General features: G+C 69.3%; 18 protein-coding genes. 11 read left to right on the forward strand and 7 right to left on the reverse strand.

Translation table 11 applies throughout. The features are described 5' to 3' along the window. Positions 1-15: 15 nt before the first annotated feature. From SOM10_RS13370 to SOM10_RS13380, 3 genes are all read right to left on the reverse strand, one after another. Positions 16-1,575 (reverse strand): HNH endonuclease signature motif containing protein, encoded by a 1,560-nt coding sequence (locus SOM10_RS13370; protein ID WP_320490455.1) that lies wholly within the window; start codon positions 1,573-1,575, stop codon positions 16-18. A gap of 293 nt (positions 1,576-1,868) precedes the next feature. Further along, entirely contained in the window at positions 1,869-2,270 is a 402-nt protein-coding gene (locus SOM10_RS13375; RefSeq protein WP_261987849.1) for a GNAT family N-acetyltransferase, read from the reverse strand. A 180-nt stretch (positions 2,271-2,450) separates the two neighbouring features. Further along, positions 2,451-3,314, reverse strand: a complete 864-nt coding sequence (locus SOM10_RS13380) for an EamA family transporter (protein ID WP_053097593.1) — start codon at positions 3,312-3,314, stop codon at positions 2,451-2,453. Between the two features lie 262 nt (positions 3,315-3,576). On the opposite strand from SOM10_RS13380, the gene SOM10_RS13385 reads away from it, so the two are divergent. From SOM10_RS13385 to SOM10_RS13395, 3 genes are read left to right on the forward strand one after another with little or no spacing between them, the layout of a single operon-like run. Further along, positions 3,577-4,860 carry a M18 family aminopeptidase gene (locus SOM10_RS13385; protein WP_320490462.1) on the forward strand — a complete coding sequence of 428 codons (1,284 nt, stop codon included), beginning with the start codon at positions 3,577-3,579 and terminating at the stop codon, positions 4,858-4,860. 47 nt (positions 4,861-4,907) lie between these two features. Continuing rightward, positions 4,908-6,353, forward strand: a complete 1,446-nt coding sequence (locus SOM10_RS13390; RefSeq protein WP_320490464.1) for a purine-cytosine permease family protein — start codon at positions 4,908-4,910, stop codon at positions 6,351-6,353. Further along, positions 6,350-6,901 (forward strand): cysteine hydrolase family protein, encoded by a 552-nt coding sequence (locus SOM10_RS13395; RefSeq protein ID WP_320490466.1) that lies wholly within the window; start codon positions 6,350-6,352, stop codon positions 6,899-6,901. The genes SOM10_RS13390 and SOM10_RS13395 overlap by 4 nt, the downstream gene beginning before the upstream one ends. Here the strand turns inward: SOM10_RS13395 and SOM10_RS13400 are convergent. Next, entirely contained in the window at positions 6,898-7,608 is a 711-nt protein-coding gene (locus SOM10_RS13400; protein ID WP_320490468.1) for an MBL fold metallo-hydrolase, read from the reverse strand. The two genes, SOM10_RS13395 and SOM10_RS13400, sit on opposite strands and share 4 nt — an antisense overlap. Before the next feature lie 82 nt (positions 7,609-7,690). On the opposite strand from SOM10_RS13400, the gene SOM10_RS13405 reads away from it, so the two are divergent. Next, entirely contained in the window at positions 7,691-8,215 is a 525-nt protein-coding gene (locus tag SOM10_RS13405) for a TetR/AcrR family transcriptional regulator (RefSeq protein WP_187250268.1), read from the forward strand. 108 nt (positions 8,216-8,323) lie between these two features. Beyond that, the gene (locus SOM10_RS13410; protein ID WP_056279601.1) at positions 8,324-9,379 is read left to right on the forward strand and encodes an alpha/beta hydrolase; all 1,056 of its coding nucleotides are present in this window, start codon (positions 8,324-8,326) and stop codon (positions 9,377-9,379) included. Positions 9,380-9,421: 42 nt separating this feature from the next. Here SOM10_RS13410 and SOM10_RS13415 read toward each other — a convergent pair whose 3' ends face one another. Then, entirely contained in the window at positions 9,422-10,795 is a 1,374-nt protein-coding gene (locus SOM10_RS13415; RefSeq protein WP_320490473.1) for a pyridoxal phosphate-dependent decarboxylase family protein, read from the reverse strand. A 9-nt stretch (positions 10,796-10,804) separates the two neighbouring features. Further along, on the reverse strand, positions 10,805-11,512 hold the full coding sequence (locus SOM10_RS13420; RefSeq protein ID WP_053097600.1) for a TetR/AcrR family transcriptional regulator: 708 nt from the start codon (positions 11,510-11,512) through the stop codon (positions 10,805-10,807). A 91-nt stretch (positions 11,513-11,603) separates the two neighbouring features. Here SOM10_RS13420 and SOM10_RS13425 point away from each other — a divergent pair, with 91 nt between their 5' ends. From SOM10_RS13425 to SOM10_RS13450, 6 genes are all read left to right on the forward strand, one after another. Next, positions 11,604-12,644, forward strand: coding sequence for an agmatine deiminase family protein (locus SOM10_RS13425; RefSeq protein WP_320490474.1), 1,041 nt, complete (start codon positions 11,604-11,606; stop codon positions 12,642-12,644). Beyond that, positions 12,641-14,356: an amidase gene (locus SOM10_RS13430; protein WP_320490475.1), complete on the forward strand. Its 1,716-nt coding sequence runs from the start codon at positions 12,641-12,643 to the stop codon at positions 14,354-14,356. The genes SOM10_RS13425 and SOM10_RS13430 overlap by 4 nt, the downstream gene beginning before the upstream one ends. 98 nt (positions 14,357-14,454) lie before the next feature. After that, on the forward strand, positions 14,455-15,309 hold the full coding sequence (locus tag SOM10_RS13435; protein ID WP_053097603.1) for a tryptophan 2,3-dioxygenase: 855 nt from the start codon (positions 14,455-14,457) through the stop codon (positions 15,307-15,309). Then, positions 15,309-16,367 (forward strand): hydrolase, encoded by a 1,059-nt coding sequence (locus tag SOM10_RS13440; RefSeq protein WP_320490478.1) that lies wholly within the window; start codon positions 15,309-15,311, stop codon positions 16,365-16,367. Before SOM10_RS13435 ends, SOM10_RS13440 begins: the two co-directional genes overlap by 1 nt. 1 nt (position 16,368) lies before the next feature. Continuing rightward, a complete protein-coding gene (locus SOM10_RS13445; RefSeq protein WP_320490479.1) occupies positions 16,369-17,634 on the forward strand; it encodes a kynureninase in 1,266 nt (421 codons plus the stop codon). After that, entirely contained in the window at positions 17,624-18,511 is an 888-nt protein-coding gene (locus SOM10_RS13450) for a PaaX family transcriptional regulator C-terminal domain-containing protein (RefSeq protein WP_072591741.1), read from the forward strand. The genes SOM10_RS13445 and SOM10_RS13450 overlap by 11 nt, the downstream gene beginning before the upstream one ends. Here SOM10_RS13450 and SOM10_RS13455 read toward each other — a convergent pair. Continuing rightward, positions 18,489-19,487: a LacI family DNA-binding transcriptional regulator gene (locus tag SOM10_RS13455; protein WP_053097606.1), complete on the reverse strand. Its 999-nt coding sequence runs from the start codon at positions 19,485-19,487 to the stop codon at positions 18,489-18,491. The genes SOM10_RS13450 and SOM10_RS13455 overlap by 23 nt on opposite strands. Between the last annotated feature and the right edge of the window lie 67 nt (positions 19,488-19,554).

Here is a 19,554-nt window from a genome sequence, read left to right on the forward strand (position 1 = left end):
GGATGCCGCCGCGTATCACCCGGTTCGAACGAGGCGCCTTCGGTCACGGTCCGCGGGGAGGCTGTGTTGTGGGGTGCGCCAGCGTTGCTCGGGGTCCCACCAGTTCGGTCCACGGACTTCGGGGAGCCCGTGGTTCATGCGGATCTCCCACTGCGAGCTGCTCAGGGATCGGTGGTGCCACCAGCACAGAGGCACACCGTTGTCGGTGTGGGTCGGCCCACCGCGGGCGTGTTCGGTGACGTGATGGATCTCGCACCAGGATGCGGGCACGTGACACCCGGGGATGAGGCATTCCTTGTCGCGGGCGATGATCGCCCGGCGTTGATGCACGGTGAACACGCGGTCGGTGGTGCTGATCCCGATGATGCGCCCCTCGTCCAGGAGCACCCGCTGGATCGCCCCCGCACATGCGGTCTGCGCCGCGACGGACACAGGCACATGCGCACCGGATCCAGGGATCGTCGCCCACCCGCCGTTGCCCGCACCACCACCCGCGCCGGCGATGTCCGCACCACCACCCGCGCCGGCGATGCCCGCACCGAAAGCAGAACCTTCCGCATGGTGGGCGAGGTCTGTCGCGTCAACGGTGACGACGAGCACCGGGGATGCGCCACCGAGCGTGGGCATGTCCTTGTGACGGGCGGCTATCGCGAGAGCGGCGGCGAGAGCATCGTGGCGTTTCTGCGACGCGGTGCGACCATCGAGCACGCTGCGCTCATCCATATTGAACGGATCAACACCCGGGTCAACACCGGTGTCTGTGTCTGTGTCTGTGTCTGTGTCTGTGTCTGTGTGACCGGTGTCACCGCTGGGGGTGAAGAACACTCCCGGCATGGGCGGGCCGTCACCCTTCGGGTTCAGCATCGCGTCCAGGATCAGCTGCAACTGGGCCGCGGCATCCGGAGTCAGATACCCCCGGATCGCATGCATCCCGTCCGTGAGACGACCGATCGTGATCCCGCGCTTGCGCCGCGCGTCCTCATCCTTCGGCTCCTCCCCGTCCGGGTCGAACATCGAGGCGAGATCCTCCGCAAGAGCTTTCAGGTCCTGCACCGTCGGCGCCGGACCAGAATCCGCGCCCCCGCCGATCCCGTGCCCGCGGGCGCACCCCGCCAACGCCACATCCGCCGCCAACCGCTGATCCACGCTCAACCGGTCCCACACCCGCTCGATCGGGCCCGTCGCCGCCAGAAACCCCGTGACACCCACCACACCATCCAACAAGGCCACGCGCATCTCCGACCACCGCGCCGGCATCCGCTCCCCCGCCAGACTCACCGGCCGGCGCACCAGATCGACGACCCTGTCGACCCGGGACGCACCCCGCACATCCACGCCCACCATCCGCTGCACCAGCTCGTTCACCCCGCGACACCCTGCCGCATGCGGAAACCCCGCAGGATCCCCGGTCGCCACGGTCTCCACGATCACCGCCTCGGCCCGCCGGAACACGGCCCCCGCCGCCTGCAGCACCGCGACACGCTCCGCATCGCTCAACCCCGCCAGCGCGTCATCACACAGCACCGCATCAAGGTCAGCGACGACCCGACCCAGACGCTCCACGATGCTGTTCATACCCTCGAGTCATCACGGAACCACCGACATTCGACCCCCGAAACCAGTCCGATTTAGACCAGATCAGAGCACGTATTCCAATCCCCCGGAATGCCGCACAACGCAGGCACAAGAGGAGCGGAGAGACCAGTCAACGAGGGCAGAAGAGACAAGAGGAACGAGAAACGAGAAACGAGGAACGAGAAACGAGGAACGAGGAAGAGACAAGAGGAACGAGACACGAGGAACGAGGAACAAGGACCCAGACACGAGGAACGAGACCCCAGACCGAGCACCCGTCACGGGGCACCCGATCAGCGCCGGAGCGGCTCGGCCTTCATGAAGACGTCGACCGCGTCTTCGCTCTCGAGCTCGAAGCCGTGCCTCTCGTACAGCCGTCGCGCCGGACTGCCCTGCAGCACATTGAGGCGGAACGGCCGGTCATCGCCCGCATGACGCGTCTCCAAGGCGTCCGCCAGCACCGCGGAGCCGAGGCCGCGGCCCTGCTGAGCGGGATCGAGGTAGAAGTGCTCGATCCACACCGCGTCGCTCTCGGGCCTCACCGCGATGAGGCCAACGTCCTGCCCGGCAACCACGATCACTCGCGTGTTCTGCGGGACGAACCCATCGAGGAACCGCTGCCGCACACGCACCGGGTCGAAGCGTCCGAGACGCTCCAGATCGGCACGCATGACGATCGCTCGCAGCTCCGACATCCAGTGCGCATCCGACGGACTGCTCTCTCGAAGACTCCACCCGGCGCACACAGCATCCATACAATCACGCAGGCCACGCACCCGGAGCGACCACGACCCCGACCACGACCACGACCACGACCACGACCACGACCACGACCACAGAACCACGACCACAGCCCCACCGCTGCAGATCCACCGCTACAGCGCGAGCAGCACGATCCCGCCGGCGACGACCGCGGACGCGGCGAGACGCCATCCGGGCCTGCTCTCCTTCAGGGCGAAGACACCGAACAGGCTGACCAGCACGACGCTGACTTCGCGCAGCGGCGCGACCAGTGCGACCGGAGCGATCTGGATGGCCGTGAGCACCAGGATGTACGAGAGCGGCGACAGGATGCTGAAAGCCACGATGCGCTTCCACTGGGTGCGGCCGAGCGCGCGAACGGCCGCCCATCGGCCTCGGACGCCGAGCGAGTAGAACGGGATCTCGAGCAGCATCGTCCCCACCATGAAGGCGACGGGCGAGAGGTTCCACGTGCGCACGGCGTTGGCGTCCCAGATCGTGTAGACCGCGATCGCGACGCCGGTGAGCAGACCGAACACGAGCCCGGGATCCAGGCGACGCGACCGGTCGGCGCGTCCTCGGTCGACGAGACCGATCGCGACGACTCCGAGGATGATCGCCGCGACACCGGTGAGCGCGAGGGCCGACGGGCGCTCCCCGAGCACCAGCACGGCGACGATCACAGAGAGGAACGGCCCGGTGCCCCGAGCCGTCGCGTAGACGGTCGAGAGGTTGCCTTCGCGATATCCGCGTTGCAGCACCGCCATGTAGGCGACGTGCAGCACACCGGAGACTCCGACGCCGAGCAGGAACGCCAGCACGTCGTCGGTGCCGAGCCCTCCGGTGAACGGCACGACCCCGATCCAGACGGCGGTTCCTCCGACGGCCCCCCACCAGAGGAACGGCGTCCCTGCGCGGCTCACGCCGTGGGCGATGATGTTCCAGGCGGCGTGAGTGACGGCTGCGGCGAGGACGAGAGCGAAGGCGAGAGCGGACATCAGAGACCCTTCCGTTCTTCGCGGGCGCGACGAACAGGGTCCTCCGGGCTTTTGTCCTGTCAGATGACGGCGCTCCTGCGGAGGAGCACCGTGGCGCCGCTCGGACCAGACGGGACGAACCCCGGAACCCTAGGCGCTATCGAGATCGACCGTACCGGCCGATGGTGACGAGAAGGTGAACGACCGCCATCCGACCGTCGCGGAGATCGCGCATCGAGTCGCCGATTACGATCGAAGGACCGCCCCTGCAGGAAGGTCGCTCATGCCCGTCACCCCGGACGCTCTCGCCCACGCCGAGGATCTCGCCGACTTCGTCGCCGCCTCGCCCTCGAGCTATCACGCCGCCGCCGAGGTGGCCAGGCGCCTCGAGGATGCCGGTTTCACGCGGCTCGAAGAGGATCAGGCCTGGGATGTCGCCCCCGGCGGACGCTATGTCGTCGTGCGAGACGGTGCCGCGATCGCGTGGACGGTTCCGGGGGACGCCACCGCGACCACGCCCGCTCACATCCTGGGTGCTCACACCGACTCCCCCGGCTTCAAGCTCAAGCCGCAGCCGACGACCGGTTCGAGGGGCTGGCTGCAGGCGGCCGTCGAGGTGTACGGCGGTCCGCTGCTGAGCTCGTGGCTCGACCGCGAGCTGCGTCTCGCCGGACGGCTGGCCCTCGCCGACGGACGCGTGGTGCTCGCCGACACGGGAGCGCTGCTGCGGCTTCCCCAGCTCGCGATCCACCTCGACCGCGAGGCGAACACGGGCCTCGCGCTCGACAAGCAGTTCCAGACGCAGCCGGTCTGGGGCCTCGGCGACCCGACCCAGGAGGACATCCTGGCCGAGCTCGCCGGTTCGGCCGGCGTCTCGGCATCCGACATCCGCGGTTACGACGTCCTGATCTCCGACACAGCGCGCGGCGCGATCTTCGGCAAGGACCGCGCGTTCTTCGCTTCCGGCCGACTCGACGACCTCGCCTCGGTGCACGCCGGCGTCGTCGCGCTCGAGAAGATCGATACGGCAGTCAGCGGACCGATCGCGATCCTCGCGGCGTTCGACCATGAAGAACTGGGCTCCAACTCCCGCTCCGGCGCGGGCGGCCCCCTGCTCGAAGACATCCTCGGCCGCGTCTACGACGCGCTCGGCGCCGACGCCTCCGAGCGTCGACGCGCGTTCTCCGCGTCGTGGTGCCTGTCGAGCGACGTGGGCCACTCGGTGCACCCGAACTACGTGCACAAGCACGACCCCGTCGTGCAGCCGGTGCTCGGCTCGGGACCGATCCTCAAGCTCAACGCCAACCAGCGCTATGCGACGGATGCCGTCGGCTCCGCCGCCTGGCGCGGCTGGTGCGAGACCGCCGACGTGGTCACGCAGGAGTTCGTGTCGAACAACAACGTGCCGTGCGGCTCGACGATCGGCCCGATCACGGCCACGCGTCTCGGCATCCGCACGGTCGACGTCGGCATCCCGATCCTGTCGATGCACTCGGCGCGCGAGCTCGCCGGCGTCTCGGACCTGCACGACCTCACCCGCGTCGCCGGAGCTTTCTTCGCCGGCTGAGCCCTGCCGACGCCCTCGCGGGCCCTGCGCAGTGCCAGGATGATGGCATGACGGACATCAAGCCTGCTCTCATCGAGCGCGCGGGCATCGAGATCATCCCCGAATCCGAGCGCACCGCGAAGCCGAGCGACCTCTTCTGGCCGTGGTTCGCGGCGAACGTGTCGGTGTTCGGCATGTCGTACGGCTCGTTCGTGCTGGGCTTCGGCATCTCGTTCTGGCAGGCGACCCTCGTGTCGATCATCGGCATCGTCGTGTCGTTCCTCCTGTGCGGACTGATCGCGATCGCCGGCAAGCGCGGTTCGGCGCCCACCATGGTGCTGTCCCGTGCGGCGTTCGGCGTGCAGGGGCAGAAGGTTCCGGGCATCGTCTCGTGGCTGACGTCGATCGGCTGGGAGACGTTCCTCGCGATCATGGCCGTGCTCGCCACGGCCACCGTCATCACGCAGCTCGGCGGTGACGGCGACAGCATCGCGCTGAAGATCACCGCCACAGTGATCGTCGCCGCGCTCATCGTCGCGGCATCCGTGCTCGGCTATCACACGATCATGAAGCTGCAGTCGGTGCTCACCTGGGTCACCGGCATCGTGACGGTGCTCTACATCGTCCTCGCCGCTCCGAGCATCGACATGGCGGCCGTCCTCGCGCGTCCGGACGGCGGGATCGGACAGGTCACCGGCGCACTCGTCATGGTCATGACCGGCTTCGGCCTCGGCTGGATCAACATCGCCGCCGACTGGTCGCGATACCAGAAGCGCACGGCATCCGACGGGGCGATCGTCCTGTGGAACACGATCGGCGGCTCGGTGGCTCCCGTGATCCTCGTCATCTTCGGTCTGCTGCTCGCCGGATCCGACGACGAGCTCAGCGCGGCGATCGCCGCCGACCCGATCGGCGCGCTCGCGACGATCCTGCCCATCTGGGTGCTCGTTCCGTTCCTGCTCACCGCCGTGCTGGCGCTCGTCTCCGGCGCGGTGCTGGGCATCTACTCCTCGGGCCTCACGCTGCTGAGCCTCGGCATCCGCATCCCCCGCGCGTCCGCGGCGGCGATCGACGGCGTGATCCTCACGATCGGCACGATCTACGTCGTGTTCTTCGCGACCGACTTCCTCGGTCCGTTCCAGAGCTTCCTCATCACGCTGGGCGTGCCGCTGGCGTCATGGGCCGGCATCCTGATCGCCGACATCCTGCGTCGCAAGAAGGATTACGACGACGAGGCGCTCTTCGACAGCCGCGGCCGCTACGGCGCGTGGGACTGGATCTCGATCGGCACCATGGTGATCGCGAGCGTGATCGGCTGGGGCTTCGTGCTCAACGGATTCGCGGATGCGGCGCCATGGAACAACTGGCAGGGCTACCTGCTCGGCCTCGTCGGGGGTGTCGACGGCGACTGGGCGTATGCCAACCTCGGGGTCTTCTTCGCCCTCGTGCTGTCGTTCGTCGTGACCTGGTTCGCCCGGGCCGGAAAGATCCGCGCGCAGGAGGCCTCGGCGTGAGCGACGGTCCCTGGCTGATCGTGATCGATCCTCAGCAGATCTTCGCGTCGCCCGGATCTGCGTGGGGATCGCCGTTCTTCGCCGACACGATGCCGCGCATCCGCGAGCTGGCCACGGCTTTCGGCGACCGCGTGATCGTCACGCGCTGGATGCCGACGGCAGACCGCTCGACCTCCTGGGGCGCCTACTTCGCCGCGTGGCCGTTCGCCGACCAGCCGCCGACGGATCCGCTGTTCGACCTCGTCCCCGATGCGGCCGGGCTGTCGCCGCATCCGACTCTCGACCTGCCGACCTTCGGCAAGTGGGGCGCAGAGATCGAGGCGGTCGTCGGCCGAGGGGCGCACGTCGTGCTGGCGGGTGTCGCGACCGACTGCTGCGTCATCTCGACCGCACTGGCCGCAGCGGATGCCGGAGCGCACGTCACCGTGGTCGGCGACGCCTGCGCGGGATCGACGGCGGAGAATCATGCGGCCGCGATGCAGGTGATGGGTCTCTACCCGCCGCAGATCACGATCAGCGACACCGCCTCCGTGCTGTCGGGGCTCTAGATCTCCGCGCGCACCGCGGCCGCGATGTCGGCGGGCGACCCCCGCCACGGAGCTCCGTGCCCGGGCAGCACCCATGATGCCGACACGGCAGCCAGCCTGTCGAGAGACGCGATGGCCTCGGTCGGCTCATCCGTGAACGGCGCGGGCTGAGGACCGACCTGCCCCGTCAGCACATGGCGCGTGGTGAGGGCGTCGCCGACGAACACCGCGTCCGCTGCGGGAATGTGCACCGCGATGCTGCCCGGTGAGTGTCCCGGCATCCCGATGACGACCGGAGATCCCGGCAGGTCGAGCACCTCGCCGTCGGCGACCGTCATGACGTCGGTGACATGGCGCGTGCGCAGCCCGTTCTTGCGCACGCCGTAGGCGAGAAAGCCGAGCAGTGGACCGACGCGAGCGGGTCCCATCGGGGTCTTCGGCTTCTCACCCGTGCGCACGCGGTGCGCGTCGGCGCTGTGGATGAAGACCGGCACGTCTGCTTCGCTGCGCAGCCGCTCGGCGAACCCGATGTGGTCGCTGTCGCCGTGGGTCAGGACGAGGCCCCTGATGTCGGAGAGCGGGCGCCCCAGTTCTGCGAGGGTGCGCTGCAGATCGTTCCAGTGGCCGGGCAGCCCGGCGTCGACGAGCGTGATCCCCTCGGGCAGATCGATGAGATATGACGCGACGATATCGTTGCCGAGTCGATGCAGGTGCGGTGCGAGCTTCATGGCCGTTCCCTTCGCGGTGGCTTGTGATGGCTAGACTACGTAGCTATCATAGCTAATGTCAATAGCCATGAAGGAGACCCGGATGCCGACCCCCGAACGAACCTCGCTGGCGGCCATCATCGACGCCGGTCGCGACATCCTCGAGTCCGCCGGACCCGCGGGACTCACCATGCAGGCGGTCGCCGAGCGGGTGGGCGTCCGCGCACCTTCCCTCTACAAGCGGATCCGCGATCGTGACGCTCTGCTCTCCGCAGTGGCGGAGGCCTCGGCCGACGCGCTGACGGTCAGGCTCGACGCCGCAGGCGACGAGCTCCCCCTCCTCGCCACCGCATACCGCACCTTCGCGCACGAGCGCCCGCACGCGTTCCGCCTGCTGTTCACCGCCTCCGCGCCCGAAGACGCCCTGCACCGGACGTCTGTTCCGGTGCTGCGCTCATGCGCCGCTCTCGTCGGGCCGGATCGGGCGCTCGATGCGGCCCGGCTCTTCACCTCCTGGGCGACCGGGTTCCTGCAGATGGAACTCGCCGGAGCCTTCCGTCTGGGCGGCGACGTCGACGAGGCGTTCGACTACGCGGTGGAGCGCATACTCGCGGGACTGACCGCCTGAGAGGTCGGAGCACCCCGCTCGGTGGCCTGCCGATCTCACCGCTCGGCGAGCGGCTGCGCCGAAGAGCAACCGGAATACTGCCAAGATGATGCGCGGAGAGGGGTTTCCATGACCGCGAGCGCGCACGACGACGGATCCGTCCACCCGACGAAGGGTCGTCGCCCCTGGCATCGCACGAAGGTGGCGGTCGGAATCGTGCTGATCGTCGTCGCCGTGGTGACGATCATCGGCGCGCTCACCCCCTGGCCGTCCGCGATGGCCATCCGCGCGGTGTTCACCCGGGGCGGCGACGAGACTGCCGCCGAGATGGACAAGCACGTGCCCGACACCGAACTCACCGAGAAACTCGATCTCGCGTATGCGGACGGCGGCGCCGACACCACGATGGACGTCTTCACACCGGCATCCGCCACGGGCCCGCTTCCGACCGTCGTCTGGATTCACGGCGGCGCCTGGATCTCGGGATCGAAGGAGAACGTCGACCCGTACATGCGGATCCTCGCTGCGGAGGGCTACACGACCATCGCCGTGAACTACACCATCGGACCCGAAGGGGTGTATCCGCTCGCCGTGCACCAGCTCAACGACGCGCTCGCCTACATCGACGCGCACGCCGACGAGCTGGGCGTCGACCCGACCCAGATCGTGCTCGCGGGCGACTCCGCCGGAGGTCAGCTGGCCAGTCAGATGGCGACGCTCATCACGAGCCCCGACTACGCCGAGATCATGGACGTCACCCCGGCGCTCGAGGCCGAGCAGGTGGTGGCGACCGTGCTGAACTGCGGCGTCTACGACCTGGCCGCACTCGCGACGCTCGACGGCATCGCCGGTTGGGGGCTGAAGACCTCGATGTGGGCGTACTCAGGCACCAAGACCTGGGCCGAGGACTCGACCGGTGCCACGATGTCGACGATCGACTGGGTCACCGAGGACTTCCCGACGACCTACATCTCGGGCGGCAACGGCGACGGTCTCACCTGGCTGCAGTCGATCCCCATGGCCCAGCGGCTCGACGCGCTCGGCGTCGACGTGACGACCCTCTTCTGGCCCGCGCCGCACGAGCCGCAGCTGCCCCACGAATACCAGTTCCATCTCGACATGCCGGATGCGCAGACGGCCCTGCAGAAGACCATCGACTTCCTGGACGCGCACACCACCCGCTGACGGGGGCGGAGTCGGCGTGGGCCGTCTTTCGTGTCCCGCTGCCTACTTCATCGTGTCGAGGATGCCGACGAGGTCGTCGAACGTGGTGAGCGGATTGAGGATCGCGAAGCGGGTGTTCGGGCGGCCTCCGTGCGAGCTCGGCACGACGAACGCACGCTGCGAGTCGAGGAGCTCGTCGGACCACCGGTCGTAGTCGCCGCGTTCCCAGCCCTCGCGTTCGAAGACGACGACCGACAGCTGCGGGTCGCGCACGAGACGGAGCTCGGGCCGCGCGGCGATCTCGGCGGCGATCCGCTGCGTCAGAGCGAGCGTCGCGCTCACGGCCTCGCGATAGGCCGTCACTCCGTAGGTCGCGAGCGAGAACCAGAGCGGCAACCCTCGGGGGCGCCGGGTGAGCTGGATCGAGTAGTCCGACGGGCTGAAGTCGCCCGCGTCGGTGAGCGTGTCGAGGTATTCGGCGTGCTGGGTGTGCGCGCGACGACCCGCATCGGGGTCACGGTAGATCAGCGCGCAGCAGTCGAAGGGCGCGAACAGCCACTTGTGCGGATCGACGATCACCGAGTCCGCTCGCTCCACCCCGGCGAAGACACCCCGGGCCTCGGGGGCCAGCATGGCGGTCAGCCCGTACGCGCCGTCGATGTGCAGCCAGAAGTCGAACTCGTCCTTCAGCGCGGCGATGCCGGCGATGTCGTCGACGATGCCGAAGTTGGTCGAGCCGCCGGTGGCGACCACAGCGCAGATCTCGTCGCCGTGCTCGGCGAGTGCGTCGCGCACCGCGTCCGCCCTCAGCACGCCGTCGTCTCCGGCCGGCACGAGCAGCACGTCGGCGTCCATGACCTTCGCCGCCGACTTGTTCGAGGAGTGCGCCTCGACGCTGCACACGACCTTCCAGCGACGAGGCAGCTCCTTGCCCGCGTCGAGCAGCTTCGCCTTCGCCGCCTCGCGCGCCGCGACGAGTGCCGACAGGTTGCCGATCGTGCCACCCTGCACGAACACCCCGCCCGCGGTGTCGGGAAGGCCGAACTCGGAGGCGAGGAACGACAGCACCTCGTTCTCGGCGTGCACGGCTCCTGCGCCCTCGAGCCAGCTGCCGCCATAGAGGCCGGATGCCGAGACCACGAGGTCGAACGCGATCGACGCGATGGTCGGCGCCGTCGGGATGAACGACAGATACGCCGGGTGGCTCGTCGTCAGGCAGGCGGGAGCGAGGATGTGCTCGAACACGCTGAGCGCCCGCTGCGATCCGAGACCCGCATCGGTGATCGTCGTGCCGACCAGACGGTCGAGCTCGGCGGGCGACTGGGGCTTGTCGAGCGGCACATCGGCCGCGAGCATCCGCCGGCGCGAGTAGTCGAGCACTGCATCGACGATCGCCGTCGATTCGGCCGAGGCCGCGTGCATGCGTTCTGCTCCCATGAGCTGTCCTTACCTGAGGGTTTCTGCGGGCTGTGCGGGCTGTGCTGCCCGTCGTGCTGCGCCGGGCTCGAGATCGTCCGACACCGGAACGGAGGGCTCCGGCACGTCCGTCACGGGGACATCGAGCACGGCGGAGAGGGTGCGGCGAGCGAGTGCCGCCCGATCGCGCGGCGCCCAGTGCACGAGCGAGTGGGCGCTCATCCCGTCGACCATGGCGAGCAGCATCCACGCCGACGAATCGGGATCGACCCGCACTGCCGGATCTTCGGCGATCGCCCGGGCGATGAGGTCTTCGAGGGCGCTGTGCCAGAGGTCCATCTCGGTGCGCACCCGGGTGCCGAGCGCCTCGTTGCGGGCTCCGAGCGCCCACGACTGGACCCACACCATCGCCACGTCGTCGCGCGAGTCGTCGAGCAGCGTCTCGATGAGACGCAGCAGATTCGTGCGCAGGTCGACAGTCGGGTCGTAGGAGGAGATGACCTCTTCGCGCTCGGCCGCGACGATCGTCGTGAAGACCTCGGCGACGAACGACTCCATCACGGGCCGGTAGTGGGCGACGAGAGCGGGAGTGACGCCGACCCGCGCAGCGACGGCGCGCACGGTGAGGGCCTCGAGGCCGCTCTCCGAGGCGAGCGATACGGCGCCGTCGAGGATCGAGCGTTCGCGCTCCTCCGGCGGCAGCCTGCGCGGTGCGGCGGCTCTTGACGTGGTCTTCATCACGGGTTACCGTATCACTCGTTGATCGCGTGTTCAATAGCGACGGCGACTCTCGTTGCCGCGGTCGTGATCAGCAGCGAGGGAGACAACCATGGCCTGGCACATGCCCGCCGAGACCGCACCGCACGACCGCACCTGGATGGCGTTCCCCGCCGAGGGGCCGACGCTCGGCGAGACGGCGGCCGAGCGCGACGAGGGCTACGAGACCTGGACCGCCGTCGCCCATGCGGTCGCCGAGTTCGAGCCGGTCACGATGATCGTCGACCCGGCGGAGATCGCCCGCGCCCGGCGGATGCTCAGCGGTGCCATCGACATCGTCGAGGCGCCGGTCGACGAGTTCTGGATGCGCGACTCCGGGCCGACGTTCGTCATCGACGACGAGCGACCCGGCGTGCTCGGCGCGGTGGACTGGATCTTCAACGGGTGGGGCGCACCGGCCTGGGCGCAGTGGCAGAAGGCGGCGCAGCACGCGCGCATCATCGCCGGGGCCGTCGACGCCGAGCTCGTGAGCTCGACCCTCGTGAACGAAGGCGGCGGAATCCACGTCGACGGCGAGGGCACCGTGCTGCTCACCGAGACCGTGCAGCTCGATCCGCGCCGCAATCCCTACGCCGACAAGGCCCGCGTCGAGGCCGAGATGGCCCGCACTCTCGGCACCTCGAAGGCCGTGTGGCTGCCCCGGGGCCTGACCCGCGACTACGACGACTTCGGCACGAACGGCCACGTCGACATCGTCGCGACGATCGTCTCCCCCGGTCGGCTGCTGCTGCACGATCAGCAGGATCCCGCGCACCCCGACCACGAGGTCACCCGCGAGCTGCGCGCGCACCTCGGCGATCAGACCGATGCCGCCGGTCGCCGCTTCGAGATCGTCGACCTGCCCGCGCCCGCGACCCTGCGCGACGACGAGGGGTTCGTGGACTGGAGCTACGTCAACCATCTGGTCACCAACGACGGCGTCGTCGCGTGCGGTTTCGGCGACGAGAAGGCCGATGCCGCCGCGAGGGCCATCCTCGCCGACGTCTATCCCGGCCGCCGGGTCGTCACCGTCGACGCGCGCCCGCTGTTCGACCGCGGCGGCGGCATCCACTGCATCACCCAGCAGCAGCCGAGTGTGGGGGTGTTCGCATGATCGACGTGGTCGAGGCCTCGATCGCCGACCTGCGGCGAGCGCTGGAGACGGGCGCTGCCACCTCCGTCGAACTGGTCGACGCCTACCTCGCGCGCATCACCGCCTACGACGGCCCCGATACGGACACGGCTCTGAACGCGATCGTCGTCGCGAATCCCGAGGCGCGCACGGAGGCCGAGTCATCGGACGCGAGACGTGCCCGTGGCGAGACGCGGGGGCCGCTCGACGGCATCCCGTACACGGCGAAAGACAGTTATCTCGTGCGAGGGCTCACGGCGGCCGCCGGCAGCCCCGCCTTCGCCGACCTCGTCGCGCAGCGCGACGCGTTCACGATCGAGCGCCTGCGGTCGGGAGGCGCGATCTGCCTCGGGCTGACCAACATGCCGCCGATGGCGAACGGCGGCATGCAGCGCGGCGTCTACGGCCGCGCCGAGAGCCCCTACAACGCCGACTTCCTCACCGCGCCCTTCGCCTCCGGGTCGTCGAACGGCTCGGGCACGGCGACGGCTGCCAGCTTCGGCGCGTTCGGTCTGGGCGAGGAGACCTGGTCGAGCGGTCGCGGCCCGGCCACGAACAACGCCCTGTGCGCCTACACGCCCTCACGAGGCGTCATCTCGACGCGGGGCAACTGGCCGCTCGTGCCGACGATGGATGTCGTCGTGCCGCACACCCGCACCATGGCCGATCTTCTCGAGGTGCTCGATGTGATCGTCGCCGACGACGCCGAGGTCCGCGGCGATTTCTGGCGCGCACAGCCGTGGGTGTCACTGCCGCAGTCCTCCGAGGTCCGCCCCGCGTCGTACCGCGCGCTCTCCACCGATGCGGCGGCAGCTCTCGACGGCGCTCGCATCGGAATCCCGCGCATGTACATCAACGCCGACTCCGACGCGGGCACCGCCGACGATGCGGGCATCGGCGGCCCGACCGGCCGGCGCATCGCGACGCGTCCGTCCGTGATCGACCAGTGGCAGGCGGCCCGACGGAGCCTCGAGGCGGCCGGCGCGACGGTCGTAGACGTGGACTTCCCGGTGGTGTCGAACTACGAGGGCGATCGACCCGGCGCCCCGACCATCGCCACCCGCGGGCTCGTCACGCCGGAGTACCTGCACCGCGAGATCGTCGACCTGTCGGCCTGGGCCTGGGAGGATTTCCTGCAGGCGAACGGCGACCCGCGGCTGCACACTCTCGCGGAGGTCGACGGGGCATCGATCTTCCCCCACCCTGAGGGTGCACTGCCCGACCGCTACACCGGCTTCGACGACGACATCGCCGAGTACCCGGAATGGGTGCGCGAGAACCCCGGCGTCGGATTCGAGGACATGCCCGAGCTGCCTGACGGCCTCCGCGGACTCGAGGAGACCCGCCGGGTCGACCTCGAGCAGTGGATGGACGAGCTCGAGCTCGACGCGGTCGTCTTCCCCGCGGTGGCCGACGTCGGGCCGGCTGACATGGATGTGAACGAGTCATCCGCCGACCTCGGCTGGCGCAACGGCACCTGGATCGCGAACGGCAACCTGACCATCCGTCATCTCGGCATTCCGACCGTGACGGTGCCGATGGGTCTGATGGCCGACATCGGCATGCCGATCGGCCTGACGTTCGCCGGCCGCGCCTACGACGACTCGTCGCTGCTGCGACTCGCGGCCGGGTTCGAAGCCGTCGGCGCACCCGGCGAGCGGCGTACTCCCCCGCTGCGCACGTCGAGGCTCTGACCTCGGCGGAGCCGGTCCCACCGCGCGACATTTCACTATTGTGACGCTCGCCACGATTGTTATATGTTCTTCCTGTCCGTCACGACAGGAAGCGACCCATGAGCACCGAGAACAACGAGCGCGAGCTCGAGGCCGGCATCGTCACCGATCTGTCCGGACGCATGACGTACGGGTCGTATCTGTCGCTCGACCAGCTGCTCACCGCCCAGAATCCCGTCAGCGTCCCGGAGCACCATGATGAGCTGCTGTTCATCATCCAGCACCAGACGACCGAGCTCTGGCTCAAGCAGCTGCTGCACGAGCTGTCGTCCGCACGCCAGCTGCTCGCGAGCGACGACCTCCGTGAGGCGCTGAAGAGGGTCGCGCGCGTCAAGCGCATCCAGGACGTCATGACCCAGCAGTGGGCGATCCTCGCGACGCTCACGCCCACCGAGTACGCGCAGTTCCGCGGAGCGCTCGGCAATTCCTCCGGCTTCCAGTCGGTGCAGTACCGCGCCGTCGAGTTCGCGCTGGGCAACAAGAACGAGAAGATGCTGAGCGTCTTCAGCGACCACCCCGCGAACCTCGCGCTGCTCACCGCCGAATGGCACAAGCCGACGCTCTATGACGAGTTCCTGCGCTACGCCTCGCGACGCGGCCTCCCGATCCCGACCGAGATCCTCGACCGGGACGTGCGTCTCCCCTACCGCGAGACGCCCGCACTCGTGCCGGCCATCCGCGAGATCTACCAGAACCACCAGCAGCACTGGGATCTGTATGAAGCGTGCGAAGACCTCGTCGATCTCGAGGACAACTTCCAGTTCTGGCGCTTCCGTCACCTCAAGACCGTCGCGCGCACGATCGGCATGAAGGTCGGCACCGGCGGCTCGAGCGGAGTCGGATTCCTGCAGCGAGCCCTCGACCTGACGTTCTTCCCCGAGCTCTACACCGTGCGCACCGAGATCGGCGGCTGATGCACGCGGCGACCTTCTTCGACGGCGAAGGATGGCGCGACGGCATCATCGACCGCGACGGCGAGCGGATGCGACTCCGCGCCGAGCCTCCCGCCGGCGATCTGCCCCGTCTGGCCGGCGTGGTCATCGGCGGCTTCACCGACCACCACGTGCACCTTCAGCTCGTCGACCACACGCTGCTCGCGAGCTCGACCCTGGGCCGCGTGGTCGACCTCGGGGCGGACCCGGCCGTCATCGAACCGCTGTCCCGGGCATCGTCGCCCCACGACTTTGGAGATCTGCGCCACACCATCCCGGATTATGCGGATGTCCGCCGAGCCGACGCGGGGATTCCGGAGTTCCGGCGAACCGACGCCTCGCACCGTGTCCAGGTCGACTTCGCCGGCGCATTCCTCACTCCCGTCGGCGGGTACCCGAGTGACCGCGACTGGGCCCCGACAGGATCCTTCCGCGAGATCACGGACGCAGAGACGGCGCGCGCGGCCGTCACCGCGATGGCGGATGCCGGAGCATCCTGCATCAAGGTGGCGAGCAACGCCACCGCAGGCCCCGTCTTCGACGACGACCTGTTCCGCACGATCGTCGACGCCGCCTCGGCCCGCGGGCTGTCCGTGGTCGCCCATGCCGAGGGACCGGGCCAGGCGCAGCGCGCCGCTCGCCTCGGGGCCGCCCGTCTCGCCCATACACCGTTCACCGAACGGCTCGCCGACGACGAGATCGCCCGACAGGCGGCATCCGTCTCGTGGATCTCGACGCTCGCGATCCACGATGCGGACAGCGAGGAGCGAGCCACCGCGGTCGACAACGTCCGCCGCTTCCACGCCGCCGGCGGAATGGTGCTCTACGGCACCGACATGGGCAACGGTCCGACGCCCGTGGGCCTGAACCCCGCCGAGCTCGCAGCGCTCCGCGAGGCAGGCATCGCGGGCGATGACCTCCTGCGCGCTCTCGCGCCACAGGACCTGCTCGATCCCGCAGCTCTGCTCCTGAGACTCCCCGGCACCGACGCCGACCCGACACTCGCCCGCCCGCTGACCAGCGCCGATCTGAAGGCATGACATGACCGACTCACCCGAGACCACGACCGCCGCTCCGACCGCCGACCGCACCCTCCTCGACCTCGCGCAGGCTCTCGACGCGGCCGATCCGCTGCACTCGCACCTCTCCGCCTTCGCCGAAGCGCCCGGCGTCGGCGCCTACCTCGACGGCAACTCGCTCGGCCGGCCCCTGAAGGACACCCCCGAGAAGCTCGCCGCATTCGTGCGCGACGACTGGGGCGCGCGCCTGATCCGCTCGTGGGACGAGCAGTGGATGGCCCTTCCGATGGAGCTCGGCGATCGCATCGGACGTGTCACCCTCGGCGCCGCCGCGGGTCAGACCGTGGTCGCCGACTCGACCAGCGTGCTGATCTACAAGCTGATGCGCGCGGCCGCCACCGCCGACCCCTCGCGCACCGAGCTCGTCATCGAGGCGGGCAACTTCCCGACCGACCGATTCATGGCCGAGGGCGTCGCCGCCGAGACCGGCATGACGGTGCGGTGGATCGAGCCCGATCCGGTGCTCGGGGTGCAGATGGCCGATGTGGTCGCTGCGATCTCTGCGAAGACGGCGCTCGTGTCGCTGAGCCACGTCGACTACCGCTCCGGCGCCCTCGCCGATATGCCGGCGATCACCACCGCGGTGCACGAGGTCGGCGCGCTGATGATGTGGGATCTGTGCCACTCGGCCGGCGTGATCCCCATGCAGCTCGACGACTGGGGCGTCGACATGGCCGTCGGGTGCACCTACAAGTACCTCAACGGCGGCCCCGGCTCCCCCGCGTTCGCCTACCTGCGGCGCGAGCATCAGGGCGTGCTGCGCCAGCCGATCCAGGGGTGGTGGAGCGCCGCCGACATCTTCGCGATGGGTCCGCAGTACGAGCCGGCCGGCGACATCCGTCAGCTGCTCAGCGGCACTCCCCCGATCACCTCGATGCTCGCGATGCAGGGCATGCTCGACCTCATCGAGCAGGCGTCGGTCGAGGCGATCCGTGAGAAGTCGCTCTCGCTCACCGATTTCGCGGTCCGCGCCCACGACGAGGTGCTCGCGCCTCTCGGCGTGCGCCTGCTCAGCACCCGCGACGCCGCACAGCGCGGAAGCCACGTGACCATCGGCCACCCCGACTTCCGCGCGGTGACGCAGCGGCTGTGGGCCGACGGCATCATCCCCGACTTCCGCTTCCCCGACGGCATCCGTCTGGGGCTCTCCCCTCTCAGCACGTCGTATGTCGAGACGCTCACCGGCGTCCTCGCCGTGCGCGACGCACTGGAGTCGCATGACCGCTGACCGCGCAGAGGCGACCACAGGCCCCGTGCTCGATGACATCGATGCGCGCCCCGGCAGCACCGCCTCCCTCTTGCGCACTCTGGTCGGGCTGTATCTGCGACCTCTCGGCGGCTGGATCTCGACGGCCGACCTGGTCGCCCTCGCCGGCGATCTCGGGATCCCCACGGCGCAGGCGCGCACCGGCGTCACCCGTCTCAAGCAGAAGGGACTGCTGCTCGCCGAGCGCAGGCACGCGGCCGGGTATCTGCTGAATCCGGATGCCGCGACGATGCTCGAGCGCGGCGATCGGCGCATCTTCGAGATGCGCGAGATGACGGATGCCGACAGCTGGTGCCTCATCTCGTTCTCGATGCCCGAGAGCGCGCGAGCCACCCGGCACCAGCTTCGCCGTCGCCTGCAGTGGATCGGGGCGGGTGTCGTCTCGCCTGCGCTGTGGATCTGTCCGGGGCATCTGCAGGGCGAGGTGCAGGAGATCGTCGACGACCTCGAAGCGAGCGAGTGGGTGACCCTGTTCCAGGCCGGCACGCCGACGACGGCCCGCACACTGCCCGAGGCCGCCGCCGACTGGTGGGACCTCGAGTCGCTGCGCGCCGAGCACCTCGCGTTCCAGGCCTCGCTCGCGACGCTGCCCACCGCGCCGTTCGCCGCGTATGTGCAGCTGCTCGACCGCTGGCGAGTGCTGCCCTACGTCGATCCGGGGCTGCCGCCGTCGATGCTGCCGGCCGAGTGGCCCGGTCGGCGCAGCGTCGCCGAGTTCCAGAGGCTGTCGACAGAGCTGTCGGATGCCGCGTGGCGGCGTGTGCGCGACGTCACGCGACACTCCGCGGCCGGAAGCTCCGCGACCGGCGCCGAGCTCACCGCGGCGGGGCGGTCGTAGCCCGCACCACCAGCCGCGTCGGCAGGATCACGTGCATCTCGTCGACCTCCTGCCCCGCGAGCAGCGTGAACACCATGTCAGCCGCGACCGCGCCGAGTCGCCGCATCGGCTGCTGGATGGTCGTGAGCGGCAGCGCCCTTCTGGTGGCCTCCGGCACGTCGTCGAATCCGATCACCGACAGATCGTCGGGCACCCGCAGACCGAGCTCGTGGGCGACATCGATGACCGCGATCGCGGAGAGGTCGTTGGCGGCGAAGATCGCCGTGGGACGCGAGTCGCCGCTCAGCATGATGCGGGCGGATTCCCTGGTCGCGTCGAGCTCGTAGCGACCAACACCGATGAGCGACGGATCGAGGGGGATCCCCGCGTCCGACAGAGCCCTGCGATACCCGGCGTCGCGCAGCCCGGCGGAGCGCAGGTCGGGGCGACCGGCGAGGAAGCCGATGCGGCGGTGGCCCAGTTCGATGAGGTGTCTGGTCGCGACGAGCGCGCCTCCGAAGCTGTCCGACTCGACCGTGGGCAGGTCGGCCCGGCCCGTGTGCGGGTCGATCGCGACGACGGGGATCTCGGTGCCGGCGCTGACGACCGTGGGCGTGACCATGATCGCGGCGTCGATGAGCGTGCCGGAGAGCCTGCTCAGGGATCGGCGTTCCCATCCGTCGCCCGCGCCGAGGTGGGAGCCGCTGTACGCGAGCAGATCGAAGGAGGTGTCGTGCACGGCCGAGCCGACGCCCTTCAGGATCTCGGCGCTGAAGGGTTCGAAGTCCGCCAGCAGCACGCCGATCACACCGGTGCGCCGCGCGCGCATGCTGCTCGCCACGAGGCTCGACTCGTAGCCGAGCTCCTTCACCGCGTCGAGTACGCGCTGCACCGTGGCATCCGCGATCCCGTACCGACCGTTCACCGCCTTCGAGACGGTCGACACAGACACTCCCGCCGCTTTCGCGACGTCATGGATCGTCGTGCGTGCCCCCATGAGACGCCAGCGTAGTCTCCCGCCGATCGCGATGGAAACTGTTTTCGAAAACGTTTGACGATCGAGC

This window comes from Microbacterium sp. CFBP9023, assembly GCF_034045055.1.
GTDB lineage: Bacteria > Actinomycetota > Actinomycetes > Actinomycetales > Microbacteriaceae > Microbacterium.